The organism is Collinsella sp. SGI.095 (genome assembly GCF_050314535.1).
GTDB lineage: Bacteria > Actinomycetota > Coriobacteriia > Coriobacteriales > Coriobacteriaceae > Collinsella.
Map to the genome: position 1 here is coordinate 154108 of NZ_JBNPNG010000002.1, position 22319 is coordinate 176426.

General features: G+C 60.7%; 16 protein-coding genes. 11 read left to right on the plus strand and 5 right to left on the minus strand.

Annotated features, from left to right (window positions below; genetic code table 11):
• The first annotated feature begins 66 nt into the window (after positions 1 to 66).
• Together ACQRCA_RS01510 and ACQRCA_RS01515 are read left to right on the plus strand one after the other, a co-directional pair.
• Entirely contained in the window at positions 67 to 1734 is a 1668-nt protein-coding gene (locus tag ACQRCA_RS01510) for a formate--tetrahydrofolate ligase (protein ID WP_427717820.1), read from the plus strand.
• Between the two features lie 122 nt (positions 1735 to 1856).
• A complete protein-coding gene (locus ACQRCA_RS01515) occupies positions 1857 to 2156 on the plus strand; it encodes a hypothetical protein (RefSeq protein ID WP_427717823.1) in 300 nt (99 codons plus the stop codon).
• A 48-nt stretch (positions 2157 to 2204) separates the two neighbouring features.
• Here the strand turns inward: ACQRCA_RS01515 and ACQRCA_RS01520 are convergent, their stop codons facing one another.
• Entirely contained in the window at positions 2205 to 2441 is a 237-nt protein-coding gene (locus tag ACQRCA_RS01520) for a hypothetical protein (RefSeq protein ID WP_035137347.1), read from the minus strand.
• Between the two features lie 138 nt (positions 2442 to 2579).
• Between ACQRCA_RS01520 and ACQRCA_RS01525 the strand changes: the two genes are divergently transcribed.
• Complete coding sequence (locus ACQRCA_RS01525) at positions 2580 to 3536, plus strand: hypothetical protein (RefSeq protein WP_427717826.1); 957 nt, start codon at positions 2580 to 2582, stop codon at positions 3534 to 3536.
• Positions 3537 to 3554: 18 nt separating this feature from the next.
• Here ACQRCA_RS01525 and ACQRCA_RS01530 read toward each other — a convergent pair whose 3' ends face one another.
• Positions 3555 to 4736: a cation diffusion facilitator family transporter gene (locus tag ACQRCA_RS01530; protein ID WP_427717828.1), complete on the minus strand. Its 1182-nt coding sequence runs from the start codon at positions 4734 to 4736 to the stop codon at positions 3555 to 3557.
• Positions 4737 to 4954: 218 nt separating this feature from the next.
• Between ACQRCA_RS01530 and ACQRCA_RS01535 the strand changes: the two genes are divergently transcribed.
• Positions 4955 to 6292, plus strand: coding sequence for a hypothetical protein (locus ACQRCA_RS01535; protein ID WP_427717831.1), 1338 nt, complete (start codon positions 4955 to 4957; stop codon positions 6290 to 6292).
• A gap of 267 nt (positions 6293 to 6559) precedes the next feature.
• Here the strand turns inward: ACQRCA_RS01535 and ACQRCA_RS01540 are convergent, their stop codons facing one another.
• From ACQRCA_RS01540 to ACQRCA_RS01550, 3 genes are all read right to left on the minus strand, one after another.
• The gene (locus ACQRCA_RS01540; protein WP_427717834.1) at positions 6560 to 6781 is read right to left on the minus strand and encodes a hypothetical protein; all 222 of its coding nucleotides are present in this window, start codon (positions 6779 to 6781) and stop codon (positions 6560 to 6562) included.
• A 35-nt stretch (positions 6782 to 6816) separates the two neighbouring features.
• Positions 6817 to 7602: an ADP-ribosylglycohydrolase family protein gene (locus tag ACQRCA_RS01545; RefSeq protein WP_427717836.1), complete on the minus strand. Its 786-nt coding sequence runs from the start codon at positions 7600 to 7602 to the stop codon at positions 6817 to 6819.
• Positions 7603 to 7950: 348 nt separating this feature from the next.
• Complete coding sequence (locus ACQRCA_RS01550; protein WP_427717838.1) at positions 7951 to 8319, minus strand: hypothetical protein; 369 nt, start codon at positions 8317 to 8319, stop codon at positions 7951 to 7953.
• 234 nt (positions 8320 to 8553) lie between these two features.
• Between ACQRCA_RS01550 and ACQRCA_RS01555 the strand changes: the two genes are divergently transcribed.
• The 7 genes from ACQRCA_RS01555 (at position 8554) to ACQRCA_RS01585 (ending at position 22134) form a co-directional block, all read left to right on the plus strand.
• Positions 8554 to 9186, plus strand: a complete 633-nt coding sequence (locus ACQRCA_RS01555; RefSeq protein WP_427717841.1) for a cyclodeaminase/cyclohydrolase family protein — start codon at positions 8554 to 8556, stop codon at positions 9184 to 9186.
• Between the two features lie 2 nt (positions 9187 to 9188).
• Complete coding sequence (locus ACQRCA_RS01560) at positions 9189 to 10043, plus strand: bifunctional 5,10-methylenetetrahydrofolate dehydrogenase/5,10-methenyltetrahydrofolate cyclohydrolase (RefSeq protein WP_427717843.1); 855 nt, start codon at positions 9189 to 9191, stop codon at positions 10041 to 10043.
• 98 nt (positions 10044 to 10141) lie between these two features.
• Positions 10142 to 11665 (plus strand): C69 family dipeptidase, encoded by a 1524-nt coding sequence (locus ACQRCA_RS01565; protein WP_427717845.1) that lies wholly within the window; start codon positions 10142 to 10144, stop codon positions 11663 to 11665.
• Between the two features lie 153 nt (positions 11666 to 11818).
• Complete coding sequence (locus tag ACQRCA_RS01570; RefSeq protein ID WP_427717848.1) at positions 11819 to 12229, plus strand: hypothetical protein; 411 nt, start codon at positions 11819 to 11821, stop codon at positions 12227 to 12229.
• Between the two features lie 8 nt (positions 12230 to 12237).
• A complete protein-coding gene (locus ACQRCA_RS01575; RefSeq protein WP_427717850.1) occupies positions 12238 to 14001 on the plus strand; it encodes an ABC1 kinase family protein in 1764 nt (587 codons plus the stop codon).
• Between the two features lie 432 nt (positions 14002 to 14433).
• The gene (locus ACQRCA_RS01580) at positions 14434 to 21234 is read left to right on the plus strand and encodes an InlB B-repeat-containing protein (RefSeq protein ID WP_427717852.1); all 6801 of its coding nucleotides are present in this window, start codon (positions 14434 to 14436) and stop codon (positions 21232 to 21234) included.
• Between the two features lie 9 nt (positions 21235 to 21243).
• The gene (locus ACQRCA_RS01585; RefSeq protein ID WP_427717855.1) at positions 21244 to 22134 is read left to right on the plus strand and encodes a DUF4430 domain-containing protein; all 891 of its coding nucleotides are present in this window, start codon (positions 21244 to 21246) and stop codon (positions 22132 to 22134) included.
• The last annotated feature ends 185 nt before the right edge of the window (positions 22135 to 22319 follow it).

The window sequence follows — 22319 nt, forward strand, 5'->3', positions numbered from 1 at the left end:
TTACTATTGCGCGCCCGTGCTATGCTGAATTGGTCTTTTTCTCATCCGGTAACGAAAGGACCGCCCATGCCTACTGACATCGAAATCGCACGTTCCGTCACGCCGCTGCCCATTACCGAGGTGGCCAAGAACGCCGGCGTCGACGTTAAGCACCTGATTCCGTACGGCTTCGACAAGGCAAAGGTCGACTATTCTCTGCTCAACGAGCCAACTGATCACCAGGCCAAGCTTGTCCTTGTGACCGCTATTAATCCCACGCCTGCGGGCGAGGGCAAGACCACCACGACCATCGGTCTGGCCGACGGTCTGCGTCGTCGCGGCGTCAAGAGCGCCGTTGCCCTACGCGAACCTTCGCTCGGTCCCGTCTTTGGCGTAAAGGGCGGTGCCGCCGGCGGCGGCTGGGCCCAGGTCATCCCCATGGAGGACATCAACCTGCACTTTACCGGAGACTTCCACGCTATCGGTGCCGCCAACAACCTGCTGGCCGCCATGCTCGACAACCATATTCAGCAGGGCAACCAGCTCGGCATCGATGTTAAGCGCATCACCTGGAAGCGCGTCGTCGACATGAACGACCGTCAACTGCGCCATGTTATCGATGGCATTGGCGGCAAGGCCCAGGGCGTGCCGCGCGAGGACGGCTTCGATATCACCGTTGCCTCCGAGGTCATGGCGATTCTGTGCCTGTCCACGAGCATCAACGATCTTAAGGAGCGCCTGGGCGAGATCGTTGTCGGCTACAGCTATGCCGGCGAGCCCGTCCGCGCCCGCGACCTTAAGGCCCAGGGCGCCATGGCCGCGCTGCTTAAGGATGCGCTCAAGCCCAACCTGGTGCAGACGCTCGAGGGCACGCCCGCGTTTGTCCACGGCGGCCCCTTCGCCAATATCGCCCACGGCTGCAACTCCATCATGGCCACCCGCATGGCCATGCGTTTTGGTGACGTCGCGATTACCGAGGCCGGCTTTGGCGCCGACCTTGGTGCCGAGAAGTTCCTGGACATCAAGTGCCGCATGACGGGCGTTCGCCCCAGCGCCGTCGTGGTCGTCGCCACTGCCCGCGCGCTTAAGTATAACGGCGGTGTCGCCAAGGCCGACCTCAACGACGAGAACCTCGAGGCCCTTAAGGCCGGCATGCCCAACCTGCTGCGCCACGTCGACAACATCCAGAACGTCTATGGTCTTCCCTGCGTGGTCGCCATCAACCGCTTCCCGACGGACACCGAGGCCGAACTTGCGCTCATCGAGTCCGAGTGCCAGAAGCTCGGCGTCAACGTTAAGCTGTCCGAGGTTTGGGCCAAGGGCGGCGAGGGCGCACTCGACCTGGCCGATGAGGTCATGCGCCTGATTGAGCAGCCGAGCGAGCTCAAGTTTGCCTACGAGGACGGTGCCGATGTGGCCGACGCCCTGGAGGCCGTTGCCACCAAGGTCTACCGCGCCGATGGCGTCGACTTTACGCCGGCTGCCAAGCGCCAGCTCGCCGAGCTGCGCGAGAACGGCTTTGGCAACCTGCCGGTGTGCGTCGCCAAGACCCAGTACAGCTTTAGCGATAACGCCAAGGCTCTGGGCGCGCCCGAGAACTTCCGCATCACCGTGCGCGAGCTCAAGGTTTCCGCCGGTGCCCACTTTGTGGTCGCGCTGACCGGCAGCGTTCTGACCATGCCGGGTCTACCCAAGGTTCCCGCGGCCGAGAACATCGACGTCGACAACGACGGCAACATCACCGGCCTGTTCTAAGCCTGCTGCTCATAGCCGCTAGCCCGCCCCGCCGCGCCTACCAAGGCCCGGCGGGGCTTTTTGATCCCTTGGGGACGGAAGGATTACGGATCATTTTGTGGCTGTTGGGTCAATGAGGTGAAGTGTCCGAGCTGAGCGCCGTGCTTACCAGCACCGAGGAGAGCGTAGCCAGCAACATCGCAACGGTGGCCACGACGCTGGAGCAGCTGAAGTCGAGGGACGATGACGGTGCGCAGGTGGGCTACGAAGCCGTTTCTGCCACGCAGGATGTCGACTTTACGGCCGCGGTTGGCGAAGGCCCGCTGAATCCGTCCCCCGATGACACGTGCCAGATCACGGCTACGTGGACCTATCCTCAGGTAAAGGGCCAGGGTATAGGTGTCGCCAAGTTCAACAAGGATATGTTGGTACCCTTGGGTTAAACGTAGTAGATGGGCGCATTTTTTGGTGCACAGCCCAAGAAGAGGTCGTTAGCCGCGCTGGAGGCCGAAAAGTTTGGCGTTGCGCTCGGCGACCATCATGTTGATGTCGGCGATTTCCATCTCGCCGTCAATGTAGGGCTGGTAGGTACCGTACGGATCGCCGGCTCCCAAGCTGCAGCTGCCGCAGTTGTCGCAGCTGCCGTTGCCGCAGCCAGCGAGCGCCAGTTTAATGATCTCCTCACGCTCGGCACGCGTCGTGTCCTTGATGAGCTTGCTTTTTGCCATGACATATCCTCGATTCGCTTGTGACCGTCGGCCGCGCATGTCTTGTAGATACCGGCGGGCTTTGTCCATCATAGGCTTTTGCGCGGGTAGAATGCATGGATAACTTGATGCTTACAGGCGACGGAAAGGAAACGTTGCATGGACCAGGACAAGACGACCGTAATGGGTGGCTACGGCTCCCCGCGGACGGGCAATGGCGCCGATGAGACCCGCGTCGTGCCGAATCCCGGCTACGCTGCCCCCGATACGACGCAGGTGTCGGCCGATCCTACGCGCGTTGTGAATTACGGAAACGCGGCGCAGGACCCGCATGGTGTCTCATCGCAGAACCCCTACGGCAACGCGGCGGTAGACCCTTATGATGACCTGCTGCAAAATCCCATTCCACAACCTCAGCAGACGACATATATGCCGCGCACGGCACAGCCGCGCTACGAGTCGCACGACCGATACGCGCGCGAGCCGTATCGTGAGTATCCCAAGTCAATCCCCCAGTATGGCGAGGACGAGGAGAAGAAGCCTTCGCGTTCGTCGAGCGTGATTAAGAAGATCCTCGTCGTGCTGGCGATCTTCTTTGCCCTTTCGATTGTGTTCGCCATTGTGTCGGGCATGCTCAACAAGCGGGGCGCCACGACTGATACCACGGCCGAGCAGACCGAGACTGCCCAGTCCGGCACCGTCGACCTGAGCGATATCCCGGGTCAGTACTGGTCAAACGCCAAGAAGCTCCTCAAGTCGCGCGGGGCCGACCTTTCGAGCGCCGTGATCCTGACCGATGATGGCTCGACGCCCGTCGTCGATGCCAACTGGGTCGTCACATCTGCCTACTACAACGGTGACGGCAACCTTGAGATTCAGCTCACGCGCAAGGACGGCTCGTCGGGCAATGCGTCCGCTGATCAAGGCGCCACGGACAGCTCGAGCTCTAACACGCTGGAGGACCTGAGCAACAAGGCGCAGGAGCTTGGGGATAAGGCCCAAGAGCTGGGTGACACGGCTCAGAATCTCGGCGATACTGCACAGAACCTGGGCGATATGGCAACGAACGCCTGGGATGCCCTGCAAAATGGCATTTCGGGCGCGCAGGGAAACTAGCGGCCGAGCGGAGCGGGGCTACAACTGTTCTGCCGGACGGTCGGGCGAGCTAAAACCCGAGTCAAACGTGACAACGCATGATGCATCGGGCCTGCGCTCGTGCACGATATGCGTTACGCGCTCCAACAGCTCGTCGTCGGAGATGCGAAAGCCGTCGGGACGCACCAGGTCAAATGACACAAAGCCATCGTGCTCGTGCAGGTCATGGATGGAGAGCGCGGGATCGATCTGCATGACGCCATGCTTGACCCAGCTGCGCAGGTCGTCGCCGGTGGTGGCGATGGGGTCGCAGTGCAGCGTGATGTCGATGCCCATCTGGCGTTTAATATCGTGTTCGATGGTGTCCAGGATCTCGTGGTGCTCAAAGGCATCGCCCTCGCCGGGCATTTCCACGTGTGCGGTGGCAAACTGACGGCCGGGGCCGTAGTCGTGCACCATGAGGTCGTGTGTGCCCAAGACCTGGGGGTACGACATGATCCTGTCGCGGATTTCCTGGACGAGCTTGGGGTCGGGCGCTTGTCCCAACAGCGGGCTGATGGCGTCGCGCACCAGGCCCATGCCGCTGATGCAGATGAAGATGCCCACACCCAGGCCTGCCCAGCCATCGAGGTCAAAGCCGGTCGTCTGCGAAATAAGCGCCGCCGCCAAGACCGAGCCCGAGGTAATGACGTCGTTTTTGGAGTCCTGCGCCGTGGCGATGAGCGTCTCCGAGTCGATGCGGTCGCCCAGCGCGCGGTTGAATGCGGCCATCCATAATTTGACGAGCATGGATAAGACGAGGGCGGCTAGGGAGACCAGCGTGTAGGCGGTGGGGGAGGGCTTGATGATCTTGGTAATGGACTCGAGCACCAGGTTGATGCCGACGGCACAAACGAGGACGGCGACAAACAAGCCGGCGAGGTATTCGTAACGGCCGTGGCCATAGGGGTGACCTTCGTCGGCCGGGCGGCTGGCAAGGCGGAACCCGAGCAAGCTCACAATGTTGCTCGAGGCGTCGGAGAGGTTGTTAAAGGCGTCGGCGACAAGTGAGACAGAGCCGGCGAGCAGACCCGCGATGCCCTTGGCCAGGCACAGGGTAATGTTGAGGCCAATGCAGACGAGGCTTGCGGCAAAGCCCGCGTTGGTGCGACATGATGCATCGACCGGCTCGCCCTCGCTGCCAGGAACAAGTGTATGTACCAGCCGATTTACAAATAGCATGGCGTACCTCCTCGCATCCTCGTTTAAGGGGATAGTGTAGCTTGCCTGGGCGCGCCGTGCGCCGATGCTCAGAAAATGCAGTAATGGTCTGCGGGAGCTAACGAGCGGGGCTTCTTGTCCGATCGGGTGCTCCATTTTGGGCCACATGGGTATGGGCTTGTGCCTGCCTGCTCGACATACTTAATGTCGACAGCCCCTGCGTAAAGGAGGATGTATCCATGGATGAGATGTTTGCCATTAAATGCCAAAACTGCGGCGGCCCCATGTACTCGCACCAGGCTCAACGCAGCTTTGAGTGCGCCTATTGCGGCACGGTCGTTCCGTGGCAGGCCGATGCGGGGGAGCCCAGGAGCGCCCTGGGCATTCGCCATGCGCCGCTGACGGTTGTCGATGGGCTGCTTAAGCTCACCCATGTGTCGCAGCTCGAGCGCCCGGTGGACCCCGACCGGTATTTCTTTCATGCGCACTGGCGCAACCAGTCGGTTCTGGAGCATCTACTGTGGGAGGACCGCGGCACGGCGCAGGAGTTTCAAGAGGCTACGCACGTGAGCATCCCGTGCCCCTTCTGTGGCGCATCCTTCGAAGGCGAGTCGACCCAGCGCGTGTTTGAATGCCCGTCATGCGGCAATAAGATCGGAATCGCCGACCTGCTCAAGCCCGGTGCCTTTAGCAAGCGCCTGACCATGGGCGTTGGTGCGGAGTATGTACCCGAGCAGGGTATTCCCTGCGAAATCTCGCCGCAGCAGGCACGTGCCAACGCGCTGCAGCTGGTGCACCAGTATGCGGAAGCCTTTGCCGGTCACGATGTAGAAGACGCGATCCAAAACGACATGATGCTCTTCTACTTTCCCATGGCGCTCGCGGATTTGCGCATGATGGCGTCCTTCCCGGGCAAGGGGCTGAGCAAGGAGACCTTGGTGTACTACGAGGTGCTCGACTGGGCATATCCGCGGGCAAACTACCTGGACGTTCGTCTTATGGGCATTTTGGAGCCGTGGGACTTTGCCAAGGTTGGGCCGTTCGATCCCGCCATGCAGGAAGGCGACTTCCGCGTTGTCTCCGTCGATGCGTCTACCAAGGACCAGGTGGTCATTGATAAGCTGGCGCTCGACGTTGCCGGAAACGATGCCGAGGCGGTGCTGGGGCTCAATAAAAAGAGTATCCGCACGTGGGCGCGCAAGGCCCGCAAGCACAAGGATGGTCTGGTGATGGTGCCGGTCTACTTTGTCGATCGTCCGGCGTCGGACAGCCGCGAAGGCGAGCAGGTGCGCATTGCCGTAAACGGCCAGACGGGTCGTGCGGCCGCGGTGGTGTTTAGCGACAAGCGCGAGACGCATGTGGTGGCACCACTCAACCCGAGCCTGCATCTATCGAACGAAAGCACCGTGCACGCCACGCCCATCGAGGTCAAATACGTTAAATCGCCGTTCCTATACCAGATCGTACGCCGTGGAGGCGGCGAGCAACCGCGTCAGGTGGCAGCGGCGGCCGAGGGTTCCTACCGAGAGGAAAAGCCCAAACGCAAGGGTTTGTTTGGCGCGATATTTGGGAAGTAGGGGGGCGGTACGGGACAGTACGCAGTAGTGCGAGCTGTCCGTCGTAGTAGATCTAAATAAACGGTGGGACGGCTGCAAAAGAGCCGCCCCACCGGGTAAAATCAGGTTGTGCCGCGGAACCCGCTCCTCAGCGCTTAAACTTCGGAGACGCGGGCAACGCAAGAGCTAATGTCTAAAGGGCCGGCTGCAACTGGCCCTTTTCTATGACCCCCTTCTCCACCCATCCCCTGGTTTGGAACAGCGTCGATCTAACGGACAATCAAACCTCTAGCTCTCTTTGAATTGGGTAGTCATCTGCCCGAAGAAACTAAGTTCGGATGGCTCATAAAGGAGCAAGTCGCCGTCCGCGGTCTTGTAGACTCCGCAGGGAAGATAACGCCCGTCGGAGAGGACATAGAGGTCTCCTTCCTCCTTCAGCCCTGCTGGGAGTAGCGGAATCTCGTGCTCGTCCACTTGGAACTCATCTATGCGTGCAGTCTTCCTCTCCATGATGCCTCCTGGCCTGTTTCTGCTGCCGCCGCGATCTAAAACAAGCAGCTCTCAATCAGCTCTTTACCGCGCAGGGTATCGATCCACTCCTGTGGAATTGCGTCCATGCCGTAGGCTGTGCCTGCGAGTGCACCTGCGACGGCTGCGGTGGTGTCGGTGTCGTCGCCCAGGTTGACGGCGGCAAGCACGCAGTCTTCGTAGCTGCTGGTGTTGACGAAGCACCAGGTGGCTGCCTTAAGCGTGTCGCGCACGAAGCCGCCGGATCTGATTTCGTGCTCGGGCGCGCTTTTCAGCTGCAGCGCCCACGAGGGGAGTGCGCCGCTCAGCACGTCTCTCATCAGCTCGACAAATATGACGCATGTGTCGGTCGATGTTCTATGAGCGTGGGTGATTGCAGAGACCTCACGGATCTCTTCGTCCGTCGCGTCGACAAACGCCAGGGGCGCGATGCGCATGAGCGAACCGTTGCCGTTGTCGCGCTCGCCGGAGCCTCCTTTGCCGGTGCGCAGGGCTCGAGCGGTCGTGCCGCCGTAATCGAAAACGCCGTCGATCGTATACTCGCCACGGGCAATCCAGCCTACGAACTTGTCGCGCATGTCTGCGGTGTCGATATACCCGAGCTCCCTAATCGAGTCGCAGGTAGCAAGCGTCATAGATGTGTCGTCGCTCCAGGTGCCGGCGGGTTGCCCATGCGTGCCATAGCCAATCATGTCGGTGCATTGGAACGTGCCGCGAGGCCTGAACTCGTAGGGAACGCCCAGCGCGTCGCCGACGGCAAGTCCGTAGATGCAGTCGCGCAAAGACGGTTTTGGTGTGCCCATTCGTATCTCCCGCTTTCCTCTTGAGGGATGCTGCTTAATGGCTAAGGCTGGCTAATGGCGATTATCATAAAGCCTGGCGGGGACAGAAACTGCGACGTCGTCGGAGGCCTTCGCGAAAGGGTCTCGTGGCTACTAGAATGAAATGCTAGGGACAACAGAGGCACAGTAACAGGCTGCTGACCGCCTGCACCTTCAGCCCCAGCAGCCACGCGAAGGCGCAGGAATTCGTCAACGTGCTCAATATGGTGATGTGACCGGGCGCCTGCGCGCACAAAAAACCGGGATGCAAGGAGTCGCACCTTGCATCCCGGCTGAGCTAAAACGGCGCCGCTGCATGCCGTTGGAGCTTTAGCGTTTGATCTCGATATCGTCGAGCTTGACGTCCATGGCCTCGGTCTTGGCCTTGGCGATGTCATCGGCAAACTCCAGGGACTTCATCATGGTCTCGACAGCGTCCTTGTGCTCTTCGACGTTGTCGATGCGCACGTAGACGCTGCCACCGTCAACGTTGATGATCTCGACGCCCTCGGGGACCTCGACCTTAAACCAAATGAAGTCGGTCCGCATATCCACGGCTGGCTTTTCCGCGCCGCCGCCACCGCCACTGCCGGTAGCGCCACCGCTTCCGCCGCAACCCACCAGGGCAACCGCGGCAAAGAGACTGATGCAGAGGGTGACAATCGCAAAGGCCTTCTTTTTATGGTCGTGTCTCCTCATCTGTAACCGTGCATGGATTACCTGCCTTTACTGTACGCGCGGGCGGCTCGCGCGGGTGGGCCATGTGTCCCATGCTTGCGGCGCCGACGCCTATCGTGTGTCATAGAAATCCGCGATGGCCAGATGCGCTGACGCTCATGTGCTTATGGGCTAGACTTAGCACCATTACTTGATCGATACAGTTGGCCGGCGGTTGCCGCCCGACCGATCTATATGACTTGAAGGTGCGTGCGTATGAGCCAAGAGATGATGGATAAAACCTGTCGCGGATTTGCCGAGGCGCTTGCCGCGCGCGAGCCGGTTCCCGGCGGCGGCAGCGCGAGCGCCTTTGTGGGCGCGCTGGGCGCCTCGCTGTGCGGAATGGTCGCGCGCTACGGGGCGACCAATCCCGCGCTTGCCGATCGAGCGGACGATTTGGCGCACGCGTTTGCCCGGGCGGATGAGTTGGCACAGGAACTTGTGGACCTGGTCGCCGAGGACGTTCGTGCCTACGGCCAGGTGTCCGCGGCGTACGGTATTTCGCGCGAGGATCCGGCTCGACCGGCTGCGATTCAGGATGCGCTGCACGTGGCGGCTATGCCACCGTATCGCATTATGGATGCCTGCGGGCGCGCGCTGGCGCTGCTCGAGGACATGGCGGACAAGGGTTCGCGCCAGCTGCTGTCCGACGTGGCTTGTGGCGCCGTGTTCTGCCGCGCCGCCATGCAGGGCGCGAGTCTGACGCTCTTTGCCAACACCACATCTATGAAAGACCGGGCGCGCGCCGAGGAACTCGAGGCGGCGTGCGATGAGCTGCTCGATACGTGGCTGCCGCGCGCCGATGCGCTGGCGCGCCGCGCCGCCGACGCAGCCAGGAAGAGGGGATAGCCATGGCCGAGCTGCTCAAAGGCGCTCCCGTTGCCCGTGCTTTGACCGAGAAGCTCGCTGCTCGCTGCGCCGCCCTGCGCGAACAGGGCGTTGTGCCGACGCTGGCCATCGTTCGTGTGGGCGAGCGCGAGGACGATCTATCGTACGAGCGCGGCGCCCTCAAGCGCTGTGAAAAGGCTGGCATTGAGGCTCGCCGCGTTTTGCTTCCCGCCGATGCTTCGCAGTATGAGCTGCTGGCGGCTATTAAGGACATCAATGCCGACCCCGCCGTTCATGGGTGCCTAGTGTTTCGCCCGCTGCCCGCTGGGCTTGACGAGGATGCGGTTGCCGCGGCACTCGATCCCGCCAAGGATGTCGACTCCATGACGCCGGCTTCGCTACTTACCACGCTTTCGGGGCGAGGCGAGGGCTTTGCTCCCTGCACGGCCGAGGCCGTGTTGGCGTTGCTGGACCATTACGGTGTTGAGCTGGATGGGGCCAAGGTCGCGGTCGTCGGTCGGTCTCTGGTGATTGGCCGTCCCGTTACCGCCATGCTTACGGCTCGCAATGCCACGGTGACGACGTGCCATACGCACACGCGCGACCTTGCTGCCGAGTGTCGTGCGGCTGATGTAGTGGTTGCGGCAGTTGGACGCGCGCGCACGATTGGCGCGGATGCGGTTCGCGAGGGCCAGACGATCATCGATGTGGGCATTAACTGGGACGAGGCCGCCGGCAAGCTGGTCGGCGACGTCGATTTTGATGCTGCGGAGCCGGTCGTTAGCGCCATCACGCCCGTGCCGGGCGGCGTGGGGGCTGTGACCACCGCGATTCTCGCCAAACACGTGATCGAAGCGGCCGAGCGCGCATCGAAATAGGCTTTTGACCACGGGGCTGCCGAGGCTGTGGTTTCGCCCTTTTTGCACCGAAGCGATACACTGTTGCCGTTTGATTTTTTCGCTCAAGGAGGATGCGCATGCCGTGCACAACGATTTTGGTCGGTAAGAACGCGAGCTATGACGGGTCGACGCTGGTTGCCCGCAACGAGGACTCGCCCAATGGGGTATTTGAGCCCAAGCGCATGCGCGTAGTGCATCCCGACGAGCAGCCGCGTGTCTACACGAGTGTTCTGAGCCACCTGACCGTTGAGCTGCCCGACAATCCCATGCGTTACACAAGCGTCCCCGACGTTGTCCCGGGTCATGGCATTTGGGCCGAGGCCGGTTTCAACGAGCTCAATGTTGGCATGTCCGCAACCGAGACGCTCACCACCAACGAGCGCGTCCGCGGCGCCGATCCGCTCGTGGATTTCGTACCCGCCAAGGGTAACGAGGGCGAGGACGGCTATGTGCCGGCGCAGCCCGGCGGTCTGGGCGAGGAGGATATGGTGACCCTGGTGCTGCCATACGCCAAGTCCGCCCGCGACGGTGTGCGTATTCTGGGCGACCTGCTCGAGCGCTACGGCACCTACGAGAACAACGGCATCGCCTTTAGCGACGTTGACGAGATCTGGTGGCTCGAGACCATCGGCGGCCACCACTGGATCGCCAAGCGCGTGCCCGACGACGCCTATGTGACCATGCCCAACCAGCTGGGTATCGACAGCTTTGACTTGGACGACGCCGAGGGCGCGCAGGTCGACCACATGTGCTCGGCCGACCTACGCACTTGGATGGCCGAGTGGCATCTGGATCTGACGCTGGGCGTTAAGGGCGACGGTCCCGCCGCGGTCTTTAACCCGCGCGAGGCCTTTGGCTCGCACAGCGACAGCGACCACGTCTACAACACACCGCGCGCCTGGTACATGCAGCGCTGCCTCAACCCCAGCGATGTGTGGGACGGTCCCGACGCCGACTACACGCCCGAGAGCGACGACATTCCCTGGAGTCGCGTGCCCGAGCGCAAGGTGACCCTCGAGGACATCAAGTACGTGCTTTCGAGCCACTACCAGGGCACGGAGTACGACTGCTACGGCAGCAAGGGTACGCCCGCCACGCGCGGCGCCTATCGTCCCATCGGCATCAACCGCAACAGCCAGCTCGCCGTGCTGCAGCTGCGCCCCTATGCGCAGCCGGCGTATCGCGCCGTGCAGTGGATGGCGTTTGGCTCCAACTCGTTTAACGCGCTTGTGCCGCTGTACGCCAATGTCGAGACCATGCCCGAGTACTATGCCGACACGCAGGCTCGCGTGACGTCCGAGAATTTCTATTGGGCAAATCGCCTGATCGGTGCCTTGGCCGATGTTCGCTTCCATGAGTGCGGTCGCGCGGTCGAGGATTATCAGGAGAAGGTCGGCGGCATGGGCCACAAGCAGATTCACGACGTTGACGCTGCCGTTGCCGCTCTGCCCGAGGCCGAGGTGCCCGCCGAGCTCGCCCGCGCCAACGAGGCCTTTGCCGAGCTTGTGCGCGTGGAGACCGATGCCCTGTTGGGCAAGGTGCTCTACACCACGAGCTGTGCCATGAAGAATTCCTTCGCGATGAACGATAACGTAAGGTAAAGATAACCTTGCAACGAGCGAGCGAGGCAAACGCCGTCAAAGGCTTTGCCTCGCTCGATTTCTATCCCGGTGACAAACGATTTTGTGTCGTTTGCCCAATCTTGGGTACAAGTAGGCCAATGAAGTTGTTCACGATTGGAGCCAACCATGGTTATGAAATTCGATCAGCTTGTTAACGGTGCCATCAACGTGGGCTTCGGCGCCGCCGCCGTTGCCGTCGAGGGCGGCAAGAAGGTCCTCGACGACCTCAATGCCAAGGGCGAGCAGGTGCGCAAGGACGCCGGCGCCCCCGATATCGCCCGCAGCGTGTCCGACATGTTCGAGCAGGCCGGCGGTACCATCTCCGACCTTACCGAGCGCCTGGGCATGCAGGGCGAGACCGCGGCCCAGCGCGTGCTCGACGAGCTCATCCTCGCCCGCGTGCGCGTCATGACCGCCCCCGAGCGCACGGCCTTTTTGGCCCATGTGCGCGACATCGTCGATTCGGTCGAGGACAACGTGACCTCGGTGCCCGTCGAGTCCGTTGAGCCCGACGATGCAGAGGACGCCGAAGAGGCCGAGTAGCAGCGCAGATGGCAGATTCCACCACCGATTACAACAATCAAGATCCCTTGGGTGACGAGACGGCGGTTGTCGATGAGGTCGAGGCCGCCGTCTCGGGCGCTCGCAAGAAGCCGCGCGCTGTCGATATGGTCCCTGAGGAGCCCGACGCGATGGCGCCGGACGAGGAATACCAGCTCACGCCGGCAGGTCGTCGTGAGCGCATTGGGCAGATCGTTCGCCTGATCAAAAAGTACCGCGTGTGGGATAACCTCACGCCGGTGCGCCTGCGTCGTCTGCTCGAAGAGCTCGGCCCCATGTTCGTTAAGATGGGGCAGATTCTGGCTAACCGCTCCGAGATTTTGCCGCAGCGGTTTTGCGACGAGCTGCGCCGTCTGCGCTCCGACGTAGAGCCGGTGCCGTATGAGGTAGTGCTCCGCTGTTTGGAAGAGGAATACGGCCAGCGACTGGGGCAGATGTTCGACGCGATCGACCCCAACCCGCTCGGAAGCGCGTCGCTCGCGCAGGTGCACCGCGCCCGTCTGGTGACCGGCGAGGACGTGGCCGTTAAGGTGCAGCGCCCCGGCGCGCAGCAGGTGATGGCTCAGGATATCGACATCATTCGCTCGGTGGTGCGCATCGTTTCCAAGTTCGTCAACACTGATCAGTTTGTGGACCTGCATGGCGTGGTCGAAGAGCTGTGGACCTCGTTTCGCGAGGAGACCAACTTTTTGGCCGAGGCCAAAAACCTCAACGATTTCTATGACTTCCACAAAAGCGTGCATGGCGTCTCGTGTCCCAAATCCTACTTGGACCTTTGTACCGAACACGTCGTGGTCATGGACTACATTGACGGCATCTCCATTGCCGATCCCAAGCTCCTGGTGGCCGAGGGTTATGACTTGGAAAAGATTGGCGCCGCGATTGTCGAGGACTACTCGACGCAGGTGCTCGACGACGGCTTTTTCCATGCCGACCCGCATGCGGGAAACATCATCCTCAAAGACGGCATCGTCTACTTTATCGACCTGGGCATGGTCGGGCGCATGTCGAGTCACGACCGCGGTATCGTTAAGGACATGATTTTCGCCGTGGCCGAAGGCGACGTTCCCAAGCTCAAGGATTCGCTTATGCGCTTTGCCGTGACGCGCGGCGATTCTGCCGAGCTCGACCATTCGGCCTTTTTGTCCGACTTGGACTTTATCGTCGCCGACTTTGCAGGGCTCGATCTTAAGGACCTGGATATCGGCGAGTTTTTGACCTCACTGTTAAATCTGGCGCGCAAAAACGACGTTGAGCTGCCGAGCGTGGTGACGATGTTCGCGCGCGGCATGGTGACGCTCGAGGGTCTGCTGACCGAGTACATGCCCGACGTCAACATGATCCAGATCATCCAGACGCACATCAAAAACGAGAAGAGCACCTATGCGCGCGTCCGCGAAATGGGGCACGATCTTGCCGCGAGCAGCTATCGCGCGGCAAAAGGCTCGCTCGAGGCGGCCGAGTATCTGGGCTTGGCGTCGCGCATGCTCACGCGCGGCCAGCTTAAGGTGAACACGCAGATCATGAGCAGCGATAAGGCGCTGCGACAGCTGGGTGGAATTATCGACCGCATGTCGATGGCAATTGTGATCGCCGGCCTGTTTATCGGCTCGTCGGTGGTGTACTACGCGCGCATCGAGCCGGTTGTGTTCGGTATCCCGGTCATTGGCTTTATGGGCTACGTGAGTGCGCTGGCGCTGGCGCTGATGCTGGGCCGCGAGATCTGGCGCAACAGTCACGGCGGCAAGCGGTAGAGGCTGCGACCGTCACCGCATTCTCCTATCGCAAACAATAGCTTTTACCTTGGGCTTCGCCTGCGTGCGGGGTCCTTTTGCGTGCTACCATACTGACAGTAATAATCGATGGCCTAGATGGTGGTGCGGAGACGCACGAATGCGCGGTTTTCCTGCGTGTTTGGGAGAATCGGGGTGCAAGTCCCCGGCTGTACCAGTAACCGTAATTCCTCTTGGCCCGGGATGGTCGCGCCGCAGATCGGACGGCGCGCCCGGGTCGGTAAGGTTAAGTCGGATCGCCTCCCATCTTGCACGCGGCCGCGGCGCATGCCGCCGGTACGCGTTGGGCTCTGGAGGGAAGGGGGGACCCCGATGGGGGTACTCGAGCGCAATGTACGCGATGACGTGGGGCAGCCGCTGGGCAATGTCCCAAGTTCAGACAATAGGAGACAAATGGATATGTTTGAGGACGAGTGCCAGCGCGCCTCGTGGCGTCGTCATGGAACGATTGCCCGTGGCGTAGCCAAACGCGGTCTGGTGGCGTTCCTGGCTTTTGCCATGGCTTTTGGCACCACACCGGCGCAACTTTGGGCCGAGGGCGCCGAGGGTATTGCCGAGGCCGTGGCTCAGGCTGCGACGGGCGGCGAGGGCGCGGCGGCCGACGAGGGCGCCGACGATGATGCCGGCGCGAACAGCGCGGCGGCGAGCGCTGCTGCCGATGGCGCCGACGCTGATCAGGGTGCAACTGCGAGTGCCGCGAATGGCGATGACACCGCTGCAGACAACGCGACTGAGTCTGACAGCTCCGCCGCGATGCCCGCTGTCGCTTCGGAGCAGAAGAACGCCGTTGCCGCCGCATCCGCCACGACGCTTTCCAGTGGGGCTAAGGTCTATATCCAGGACTCAAAGGATAAAAACAGCTCCTATTCCACAAAGTATGGCGCGCTTAAGGCTGGCGAGACGCTTTGGGCAAATGTGTACGAGGGCTACAGCTCCGTCACTAACCCCGGCACCTGGACCTACACCTGGCTCGCCGGTACGGTTAAGGCTAGCAACAATGTCTCCGACTACACCGAGGTCGTTGGCCACGAGCAGTCCCTCACCGTCACCGACGCCATGGTGGGCAAGTACTTCATCTGTAAGGTGACGGCGGGTGGCAAGGACTATTACGGCCCCTCCGTTTCTTATGGCTCGGGCATCAATGCCAATTACATTCCCGGTCCGGTGCTGGGCGCTGGGCAGGCAAACCTCTACTCCGTCAAGCTGAGCAGCTCGTCTCCCGCCGTTGGCGACACGCTGACCGCTACGCCGTACACTGCGTACAACACGCCCGCCGCGAGCGACACCAAGGTGACCTACACCTGGTACGAGTCGACCAACAAATACTCCGGCTGGGCCGAGATTGAAGGCGCGACGACCGCCTCCCTCACGCTAACCGACGCTCTTGAGGGCAAGTACGTCAAGGTCAAGGCAAACGCCGGGGTAAACGACGTTGAGGCCACGACGAGCGATGCCGTGCTCAAGGCCGGCGCGGTCAAGCTCGCAGGCGTCGAGCTCTCCGCTTCCTCCACGGAGATCGGCGCGACCCTCACGGCTAAGGCGTACACCGGCTCGAGTTACAGCCCCACCTACGTCGATAACTCTAAGGTCACCTACACCTGGAAGAAGTACAAGGGCGCCTCGGCACCCAGCAGCTCGACCACGTGGGAGACCATCGAGGGAGAGTTCGGTCCCACGCTTACCGTGACTGACGACCTTGAGGGCTACTATGTCTCAGTGTCTGCGAACGCGGGCGCGAACGATGTCTCGTTCGGCAACTGGTCGGCCGGCTATGGCGTGGGTCCCTTCAAACAGGCCGGTGCTGTGGTCATCTACTCCGCCATTCTGGCCCCCGTGGGCTCGATCTCGGGAACCTACGTCTACACCGCCGCCGATACTGTCCAAGCCCTCGCTAAAGAGAAGGGCGCCTCTGAGTACATCGATGCGTCCAAGCTGAACTATCAGTGGCAGGTTGCGGATAAAAAGGGCGGCGACTACACCGATATCGAGGGCGCGACGTCCAGCACTCTGAAGCTCGCGCCTTACGAGGGCAAGTCGGTTCGTTGCTACATTACCGCAAAGATTGGCAACAGCGACTACACCACCAAGGGCTCGAGCCTTATCGGTGCTGCCGGCTCCGTCAACATCACGAGCGTTAAGCTCGACAAGACGGGCGAGGCCAACGCAGGCGAGGCCATCACGGCGACCGCTAATGCGGCTTCGGGTGATGTGACCGCCAACGAGCACGTTGCATGGTCGTGGTACTGCGGCGATACGGCGAAGACGTGCACGACGAAGATCGATGGCGCGGCCACCAATACCTTTGCACCCGATGCGTCCTACGCCGGTAAGTATGTCATGGCATGTGCTAACGGCGGTTTTGGTGACGAGGAGTCGAGTGCTGTTCTCGTTGTCGAGGCCGGCTCTGTTGAGCTTTACGGTGTGACGGTTGAGGGTGCGTTGGCATCTGGCCAGGTAGCCGCAGGCAAGGTCTTGACCGCGAAGGCGACCAAGGGCAACTCCTACACCGACGTCTCCGCGACGGACACGATCCACTATCAGTGGCAGTGCTCCAACGACAAGAGCTCCTACGACAGTCACTTCGTCAACATTCCCGATGCGACCGACTCCGCGACGTATGCGCCGACCAACGACATGGTGGGCAAGTACATTCGTGTGATCGCCACGAGCAAGAACTCGGTGAAGAGCACCGAGAAGAAGAGCACCTACGGCGGTACGCAGTCCGTCGACCCCGTTGGCCCCGTGACGCTTGCCGGTCAGTACAAGCTCAAGTCCGTTGCGCCCAGCGAGGCTTCTTCGACGACGCTCTCCGTCGGCTCAGTGCTCACTCCACGCGTGAAGATCCCTGGTTCTTCGAGCTGGTCCGATTCCGATCTGCCCGAGGACGCTAAGCTCACGCTCGCTTGGTATGCCAAGGGTGAGGGCGATTCGGACTGGGCGGAACTCACCGAAGGCATTGACGCCGAGACCGGCGCGCTGACGCTCAACGATTCCCTCGTCGGCAAGCGCATCAAACTCACGGCGTGCGCACTCGACAATACCGTCGAGTGGGTTTCCTCCGATGACGTCACGGCGGCGGGGGAGTATAACCTGCTGCGCGTGATTGCCGACCCGCAGATTAATAGCGATTCGATCCATCTCGTCTCGGGCGATAGCGTTAAGGCGACGGTGCAGGCCAAGCGCGCCGACGGTTCGGCCACCAACGGTATCGACGTCACAGGTCAGGCGACTGTTGCTTGGTATGCGGCCGACGATGCGAAGGCTCCGGCGGCCGACTGGACGCTGCTGTCCGATATGTCGGGCGCTACGGCAACGGTTTCGGCTTCTGCCGCGGGCAAGTATCTGAAGGCTGTCGCCACGAGCGGTAGCTCGGCGGTCGAGCTCGTCTCCGCCAACAAGGTTATCACCGCAGGCTCGCTTGAGGCTGCAGTCCAAAAGCTCAACGATGCCAATAAGCAGATCGCTGTTGATTACAGCGCCAAGGGCGGCAACGTCAACGATGTTCTGAAGGCGCAGCTTGCCGATCTGGGATTTGCCGACGTTGACGTTAAGGTCTCTAAGGGTGGCGTGCGCTTTAACGCTGAGGACACCAAGGCGAGGGTTGGCATCTCCGACGCTCAGGGTAAGACCAACGGCGATGTGACCTTCTTCTACATCGATCCTAACGATTACACCGGTAGCTATATCGATGGTCTGCGCGGTGCCGAAGTGACGTTCGTGCTGTCGCGTAATGGCGAGACCGTGCGCTACAAGCCCAACAAGACGGTGCAGGTTGCTTGGGACGAGGCTAAGCTGCAAGACCTTCTTGACAGTGCTGCCGAATCCCTGCAGATTGGCTACGCGGCGGGCGAGTCCGCCGATGGCGTGACCCAAAATGTCACGCTTCCGCACAAGGCGGGTTCCGCAAAGAAATTCTCTGTTGAATGGACAAGCTCCGACACCGAGCGCCTGTCTGTTTCTGGTGTTAGCTGGGAAGATAAGACGGGTAAGGTCTCGCGCGCATCGAGCGACCGAGACGTGACGCTGACCGCCAAGGTTACGGTTACGAATGGCGACATCAAGCTTGCCGGATCGCACGACTTCACGGTGACCGTCAAGGGCGACCCCGATAAGGTTGCATCCGACAAGGACGACCTGCAGGCAAAGGTCGATGCGGCCTTTACCTACGACAATATCAAGTACTACGGCACCAAAACGGTTGCCGATAAGGGCGGCCTGACCGCCGACCTGCAGATGCCGCGCACGAGCACGCTCGGCGTGGACGGCAAGTACTACAAGGTCGAGTACTCCGCCAGCACCGATGACATTACGTTTAATGGTTACAAGGGCACGGTCTATCAGCCGCTGCCTGGCACCGAGGCAGCGAAGACCAAGATTGCCCTTACGGTGACCGATAAGTCTAGCGCCGAAGTTACGGCCAGCAAGACCCTCGACTTTGCAATTGCCCCGCAGGACCAGGACGAGCTCAATGCCGAGTTGTTCCACCTGAGCCTTGCAAAGTCAACATTCTCTCAGGGTATTCTTGACGGCCAGGATGCCTCCAATGTAACGAGAAGCCTGCATGCACCGCTTAAGGTGTATGGCCAAGGACTCGGCGTTAACTGGTGCTATTCCACCGAAGAGGCTGCGGGACATTACGGCTTCGTGTTCAGCGACCTCCCCGGCGGCACGGAGAACACCTATCGTTTGCTCAAGTCAAGCAAACCGAGGGTTATCGCACATGAGAACCTTATCCTCACTCAGCCCGAATACAACACGAAAGTCACGATTAGCGGCCGTCTGAAGAGTGAGCGTTTTGCCCGTTATGCCGAGCGCTATCCCGACAATTCGGACTACGCGGTGCTTGCCGGCTTGGATGTTTCTGCGACGGTAAACGTCAAGGGAACGACGGGGCTCGACAACCCGAACGAGGGCAAGACCATTACGGTGACGGCCAAGGTCACGGGCGTCTCCGCAAGTGATGCCGACGGCAACTACACCGAGCAATCGGTGGTGCCCTTGACCGAGCTTACGCTTCCCGCCGACGATGACACGACGGCCGAGTCGGTACTCGAGCAGCTTATGACGGCTGCCGGTTGTACGAACCTTGAGGCAAACGCCTTGGGTCTTACGAGTGCGACGATGCCCGATGGTCGCGTGCTGGGCACAACGAGCGCCGCGCCGTACAGCTTCTGGTCGTTTTACGTAAACAATGGGTTTGCGAACTTCGGCGCCTCGAGCTATTGCCTTAAGAACGGCGATTGCGTCGAGTTCCGTTACGTTAAGGGCGATGGCATACAGAAGCCTTCGTCGGCGCCTGCCACCAATCCTGGGGCTGAGCATCCCGATGTCGATACGGCATGGAATGGCTTTGCGAACGGTGGCTCGGGATCCGCAACGGATGCCCTTACGCCTACGACAAAGACCGATACACCTTCCTGGGCGCTCAACCTTTTAACCGAAGAGCAGCAGAAGGCAGGCGCAAGCGCCTCTGCGTCTGACCCCATTGTCGCGAACGGAAAGGTGTACCTTGTCACGGGCGCTTCGGTGTGGAATGGAAAGACGTGGAATGCGGTCCTCAACGAGGTTGATCCCGAGACGGGTTCCGTCGTGCGATCGCTTGAACTTGGCTCTTCCATGGATAGTACCTGCCGTCCCGTTATTGCTCAGGGTATCATCCTGATTCCGCTTTCCGGTGGCTATCTGCAGGCTGTTTCGGCGAAAACGTTTGAGACGCTTTGGTATTCCGATGCGTTTACGAACCAGAACCTGTCTTCGCTGACCGTTGACGGCGATTATGTCTATATCAATACCCTTGATTATTGGTCCGGCAATGACGTGCAAAACGGTACGGTCAGGCGCATCAATATTCATACGGGTGCAGTTGCCGGCAGTGCTTCTGTCACCGATGGCGGCTTCTACTGGTCTGGTGGTCTGATGGTCAACGGCTACTACGTTGTCGGCAGCGACTTCGGCCAGGTGCGCGTGTATTCCGCCGATCTGTCGAAGCTTGTCGCCTCGTTTAAGCTATCTGGTGGCAATATCCGCTCGGCGCTTACCGTCCACGATGGCTATGTATACGCCGTTACGCGCGATGATGGCACGTTGCACAAGCTGACTATTGGTTCGGATGGCTCTATTACCGAGGCCGGGAAGGTGCAGTTTGCCCCATACTCGACTTCAACGCCCGTGTTTAGCGGCAAATATGCCTTTATTTGCGGTGCGACTGCGAACAATTGGAAGGCTAAGGGCCTGCTGTCGATCATCGATCTTTCTGATATGAGCGTGAGGCAGATTACGAAAGCCGATGGCGAAGAGCTCGGCTTTGAATCGAAGAGCACGCCGCTCGTCTCCACGCGCGATGGTGAAACATATGTGTACTTCACCCTAAATGGCGCCAAGGGAAACTGGCCTAACTACACTTCGGGCGGCGGCGTGTATATGTACAAGCTGGGCGATGCCGAGGCGACCGAAGTGTTTGTTCCCGGTTCTGGTTATGCAAACTACTGCATGGCGTCGGTTGTCTGCGACGAGTTCGGCAACCTTTACTACACGAACGACTCAGGTCACTTGTTCTGTGTGAAGTCCCAGGCCCATCGCGTTAAGTTTGATGCTCGGGGCGGCTCTGCGACTGGCGATCAGACGCCTGCTTCTGGCTCGACCGTCACCAAGCCGGCCGATCCGACGCGTGAGGGCTACACCTTTGGTGGCTGGTATACCGATGAGGCTTGCACAAAGGCGTATGACTTTAGCGCTGCGGTGACGGCCGATATGACGCTCTACGCTAAGTGGACCAAGAATGCCGTTACCCCTGGCGGTAACGGCGGCTCTGGCTCCAACGGCGGCAATGGCGGCTCGGGTAATGCCGGTGCTGGTTCTGGTTCCGGTAACGGCACAAACGGCCAGCAGAGCGGCGGCGCTGTTTCGCCTGGGCAGAAGCCGGTGTCGTCGACCACGACCGAGACCAAGGACGGCAAGGATTCCAAGAAGGATTCCGACAAGTCCGACAAGAAGGACGGCAAGAAGTCTGACGAGAAGTCCAGCAAGTCCAGCTCCAAGTCCGATACGGGCTCGGCTGCCGCGACTACCGCTAAGAAGTCCGCTGAAGCTCCGGCACAGGAGTCTGGCTTCAACCCGCTCGCCATTGTCGGCGTAGCGGCCGGCGTGATCGGGCTTGCGGTCATTGGCGTGTTCGTGTTTACCAAGCGTCGGTAGGTGAGAGCTGTGTCCAATAAACCTCAGGATGCCGACTCCAAGCAACCCGACTCGTCGTTTATTCAGCTCGACGATGCTAAGCAAAAGGGCGCCGCTTCGGCGGCATCCGCCCCTCGGCGCAAGGCGCTACTTGGCTCTCTGACGGCCGTCTGCATCGCGCTGATTGTCGTCTCGCTGGGCTTTGTTCACCCTTCTGCCAGCGGCGCCTGGTCCATCGATTGGATCGCTCGGGCCGTGGCGGGGAGGAGCGTTGCCGACTCTGGCTCTATCGCCTCTCGCAAGATGGAGACAGCGGGCTCCTCGTCTTCCGACGCTGTGGACTCCGAGTCCAAGGACTCGAGTGAATCGGATTCCAAGGACGCTTCCGAGTCTTCGGACGAGAAGTCAGACAAGGATTCGAAAGAGAAGAAGTCCGAAGACAAGGGCGGCAAGAAGTCCAACAACGCGTCTGCCGGACAGGACTCCGAATCCGCTGGTGGATCGAGTTCTTCAAACGGCTCCTCTTCGGGCGGCGGCTCGGCGGCCGGCGGTGGGTCTGTATCCAACGGCGACAGCGCCTCTGCTGGCAATCAGGGCGGCTCGCAGCAGCCTGGCTACATTACTGTGACGGTCTCTGTGACGTCGAGTGCCGTGGGTAACCCGGTGTCTTCTGGCGGTACGTTCACCTTCAACGAGGGCGCTACGGCCTACGATGCCCTGTGCGCCCTGGGCCTTTCCGTAAATGCGCACGGCTCATCGTACGGCACGTATGTCGCCGCTATCGGCGGCCTGGCCGAGAAGGAGCACGGTGGTACAAGCGGCTGGATGTACTCCGTTAACGGTGTGACGCCTAACACGGCGTGCAGCAACTACGTTCTCTCCAATGGCGACAGCGTCGTCTGGTATTACGTAACGGGTTAAATGCCTTGACATAACATGCCAAACGGGCGGTTCGGACCAACATCCGAGCCGCCCGTTTTTATGCGAATGGGACGTCGTTTCCCAATCGAGGCTCAACTGGAAATCGCATCCCACTCTGAAGGTGAATTCCGGGACGCAATTTCCGCATCAGCATCCATTGGGAAAGCGCATCCCGTTCTAGACAT

Excerpts from the sequence above, each read along its gene's own strand:
- ACQRCA_RS01560 (WP_427717843.1), top strand. The coding sequence starts at position 9,189 with ATGGCCGAGCTGCTCAAAGGCGCTCCCGTTGCCCGTGCTTTGACCGAG.
- ACQRCA_RS01555 (WP_427717841.1), top strand. The coding sequence starts at position 8,554 with ATGAGCCAAGAGATGATGGATAAAACCTGTCGCGGATTTGCCGAGGCG.
- ACQRCA_RS01565 (WP_427717845.1), top strand. The coding sequence starts at position 10,142 with ATGCCGTGCACAACGATTTTGGTCGGTAAGAACGCGAGCTATGACGGG.
- ACQRCA_RS01520 (WP_035137347.1), bottom strand. The coding sequence starts at position 2,441 with ATGGCAAAAAGCAAGCTCATCAAGGACACGACGCGTGCCGAGCGTGAG.
- ACQRCA_RS01580 (WP_427717852.1), top strand. The coding sequence starts at position 14,434 with ATGGATATGTTTGAGGACGAGTGCCAGCGCGCCTCGTGGCGTCGTCAT.
- ACQRCA_RS01535 (WP_427717831.1), top strand. The coding sequence starts at position 4,955 with ATGGATGAGATGTTTGCCATTAAATGCCAAAACTGCGGCGGCCCCATG.
- ACQRCA_RS01550 (WP_427717838.1), bottom strand. The coding sequence starts at position 8,319 with ATGAGGAGACACGACCATAAAAAGAAGGCCTTTGCGATTGTCACCCTC.
- ACQRCA_RS01540 (WP_427717834.1), bottom strand. The coding sequence starts at position 6,781 with ATGGAGAGGAAGACTGCACGCATAGATGAGTTCCAAGTGGACGAGCAC.
- ACQRCA_RS01530 (WP_427717828.1), bottom strand. The coding sequence starts at position 4,736 with ATGCTATTTGTAAATCGGCTGGTACATACACTTGTTCCTGGCAGCGAG.
- ACQRCA_RS01525 (WP_427717826.1), top strand. The coding sequence starts at position 2,580 with ATGGACCAGGACAAGACGACCGTAATGGGTGGCTACGGCTCCCCGCGG.
- ACQRCA_RS01510 (WP_427717820.1), top strand. The coding sequence starts at position 67 with ATGCCTACTGACATCGAAATCGCACGTTCCGTCACGCCGCTGCCCATT.
- ACQRCA_RS01545 (WP_427717836.1), bottom strand. The coding sequence starts at position 7,602 with ATGGGCACACCAAAACCGTCTTTGCGCGACTGCATCTACGGACTTGCC.
- ACQRCA_RS01570 (WP_427717848.1), top strand. The coding sequence starts at position 11,819 with ATGAAATTCGATCAGCTTGTTAACGGTGCCATCAACGTGGGCTTCGGC.
- ACQRCA_RS01575 (WP_427717850.1), top strand. The coding sequence starts at position 12,238 with ATGGCAGATTCCACCACCGATTACAACAATCAAGATCCCTTGGGTGAC.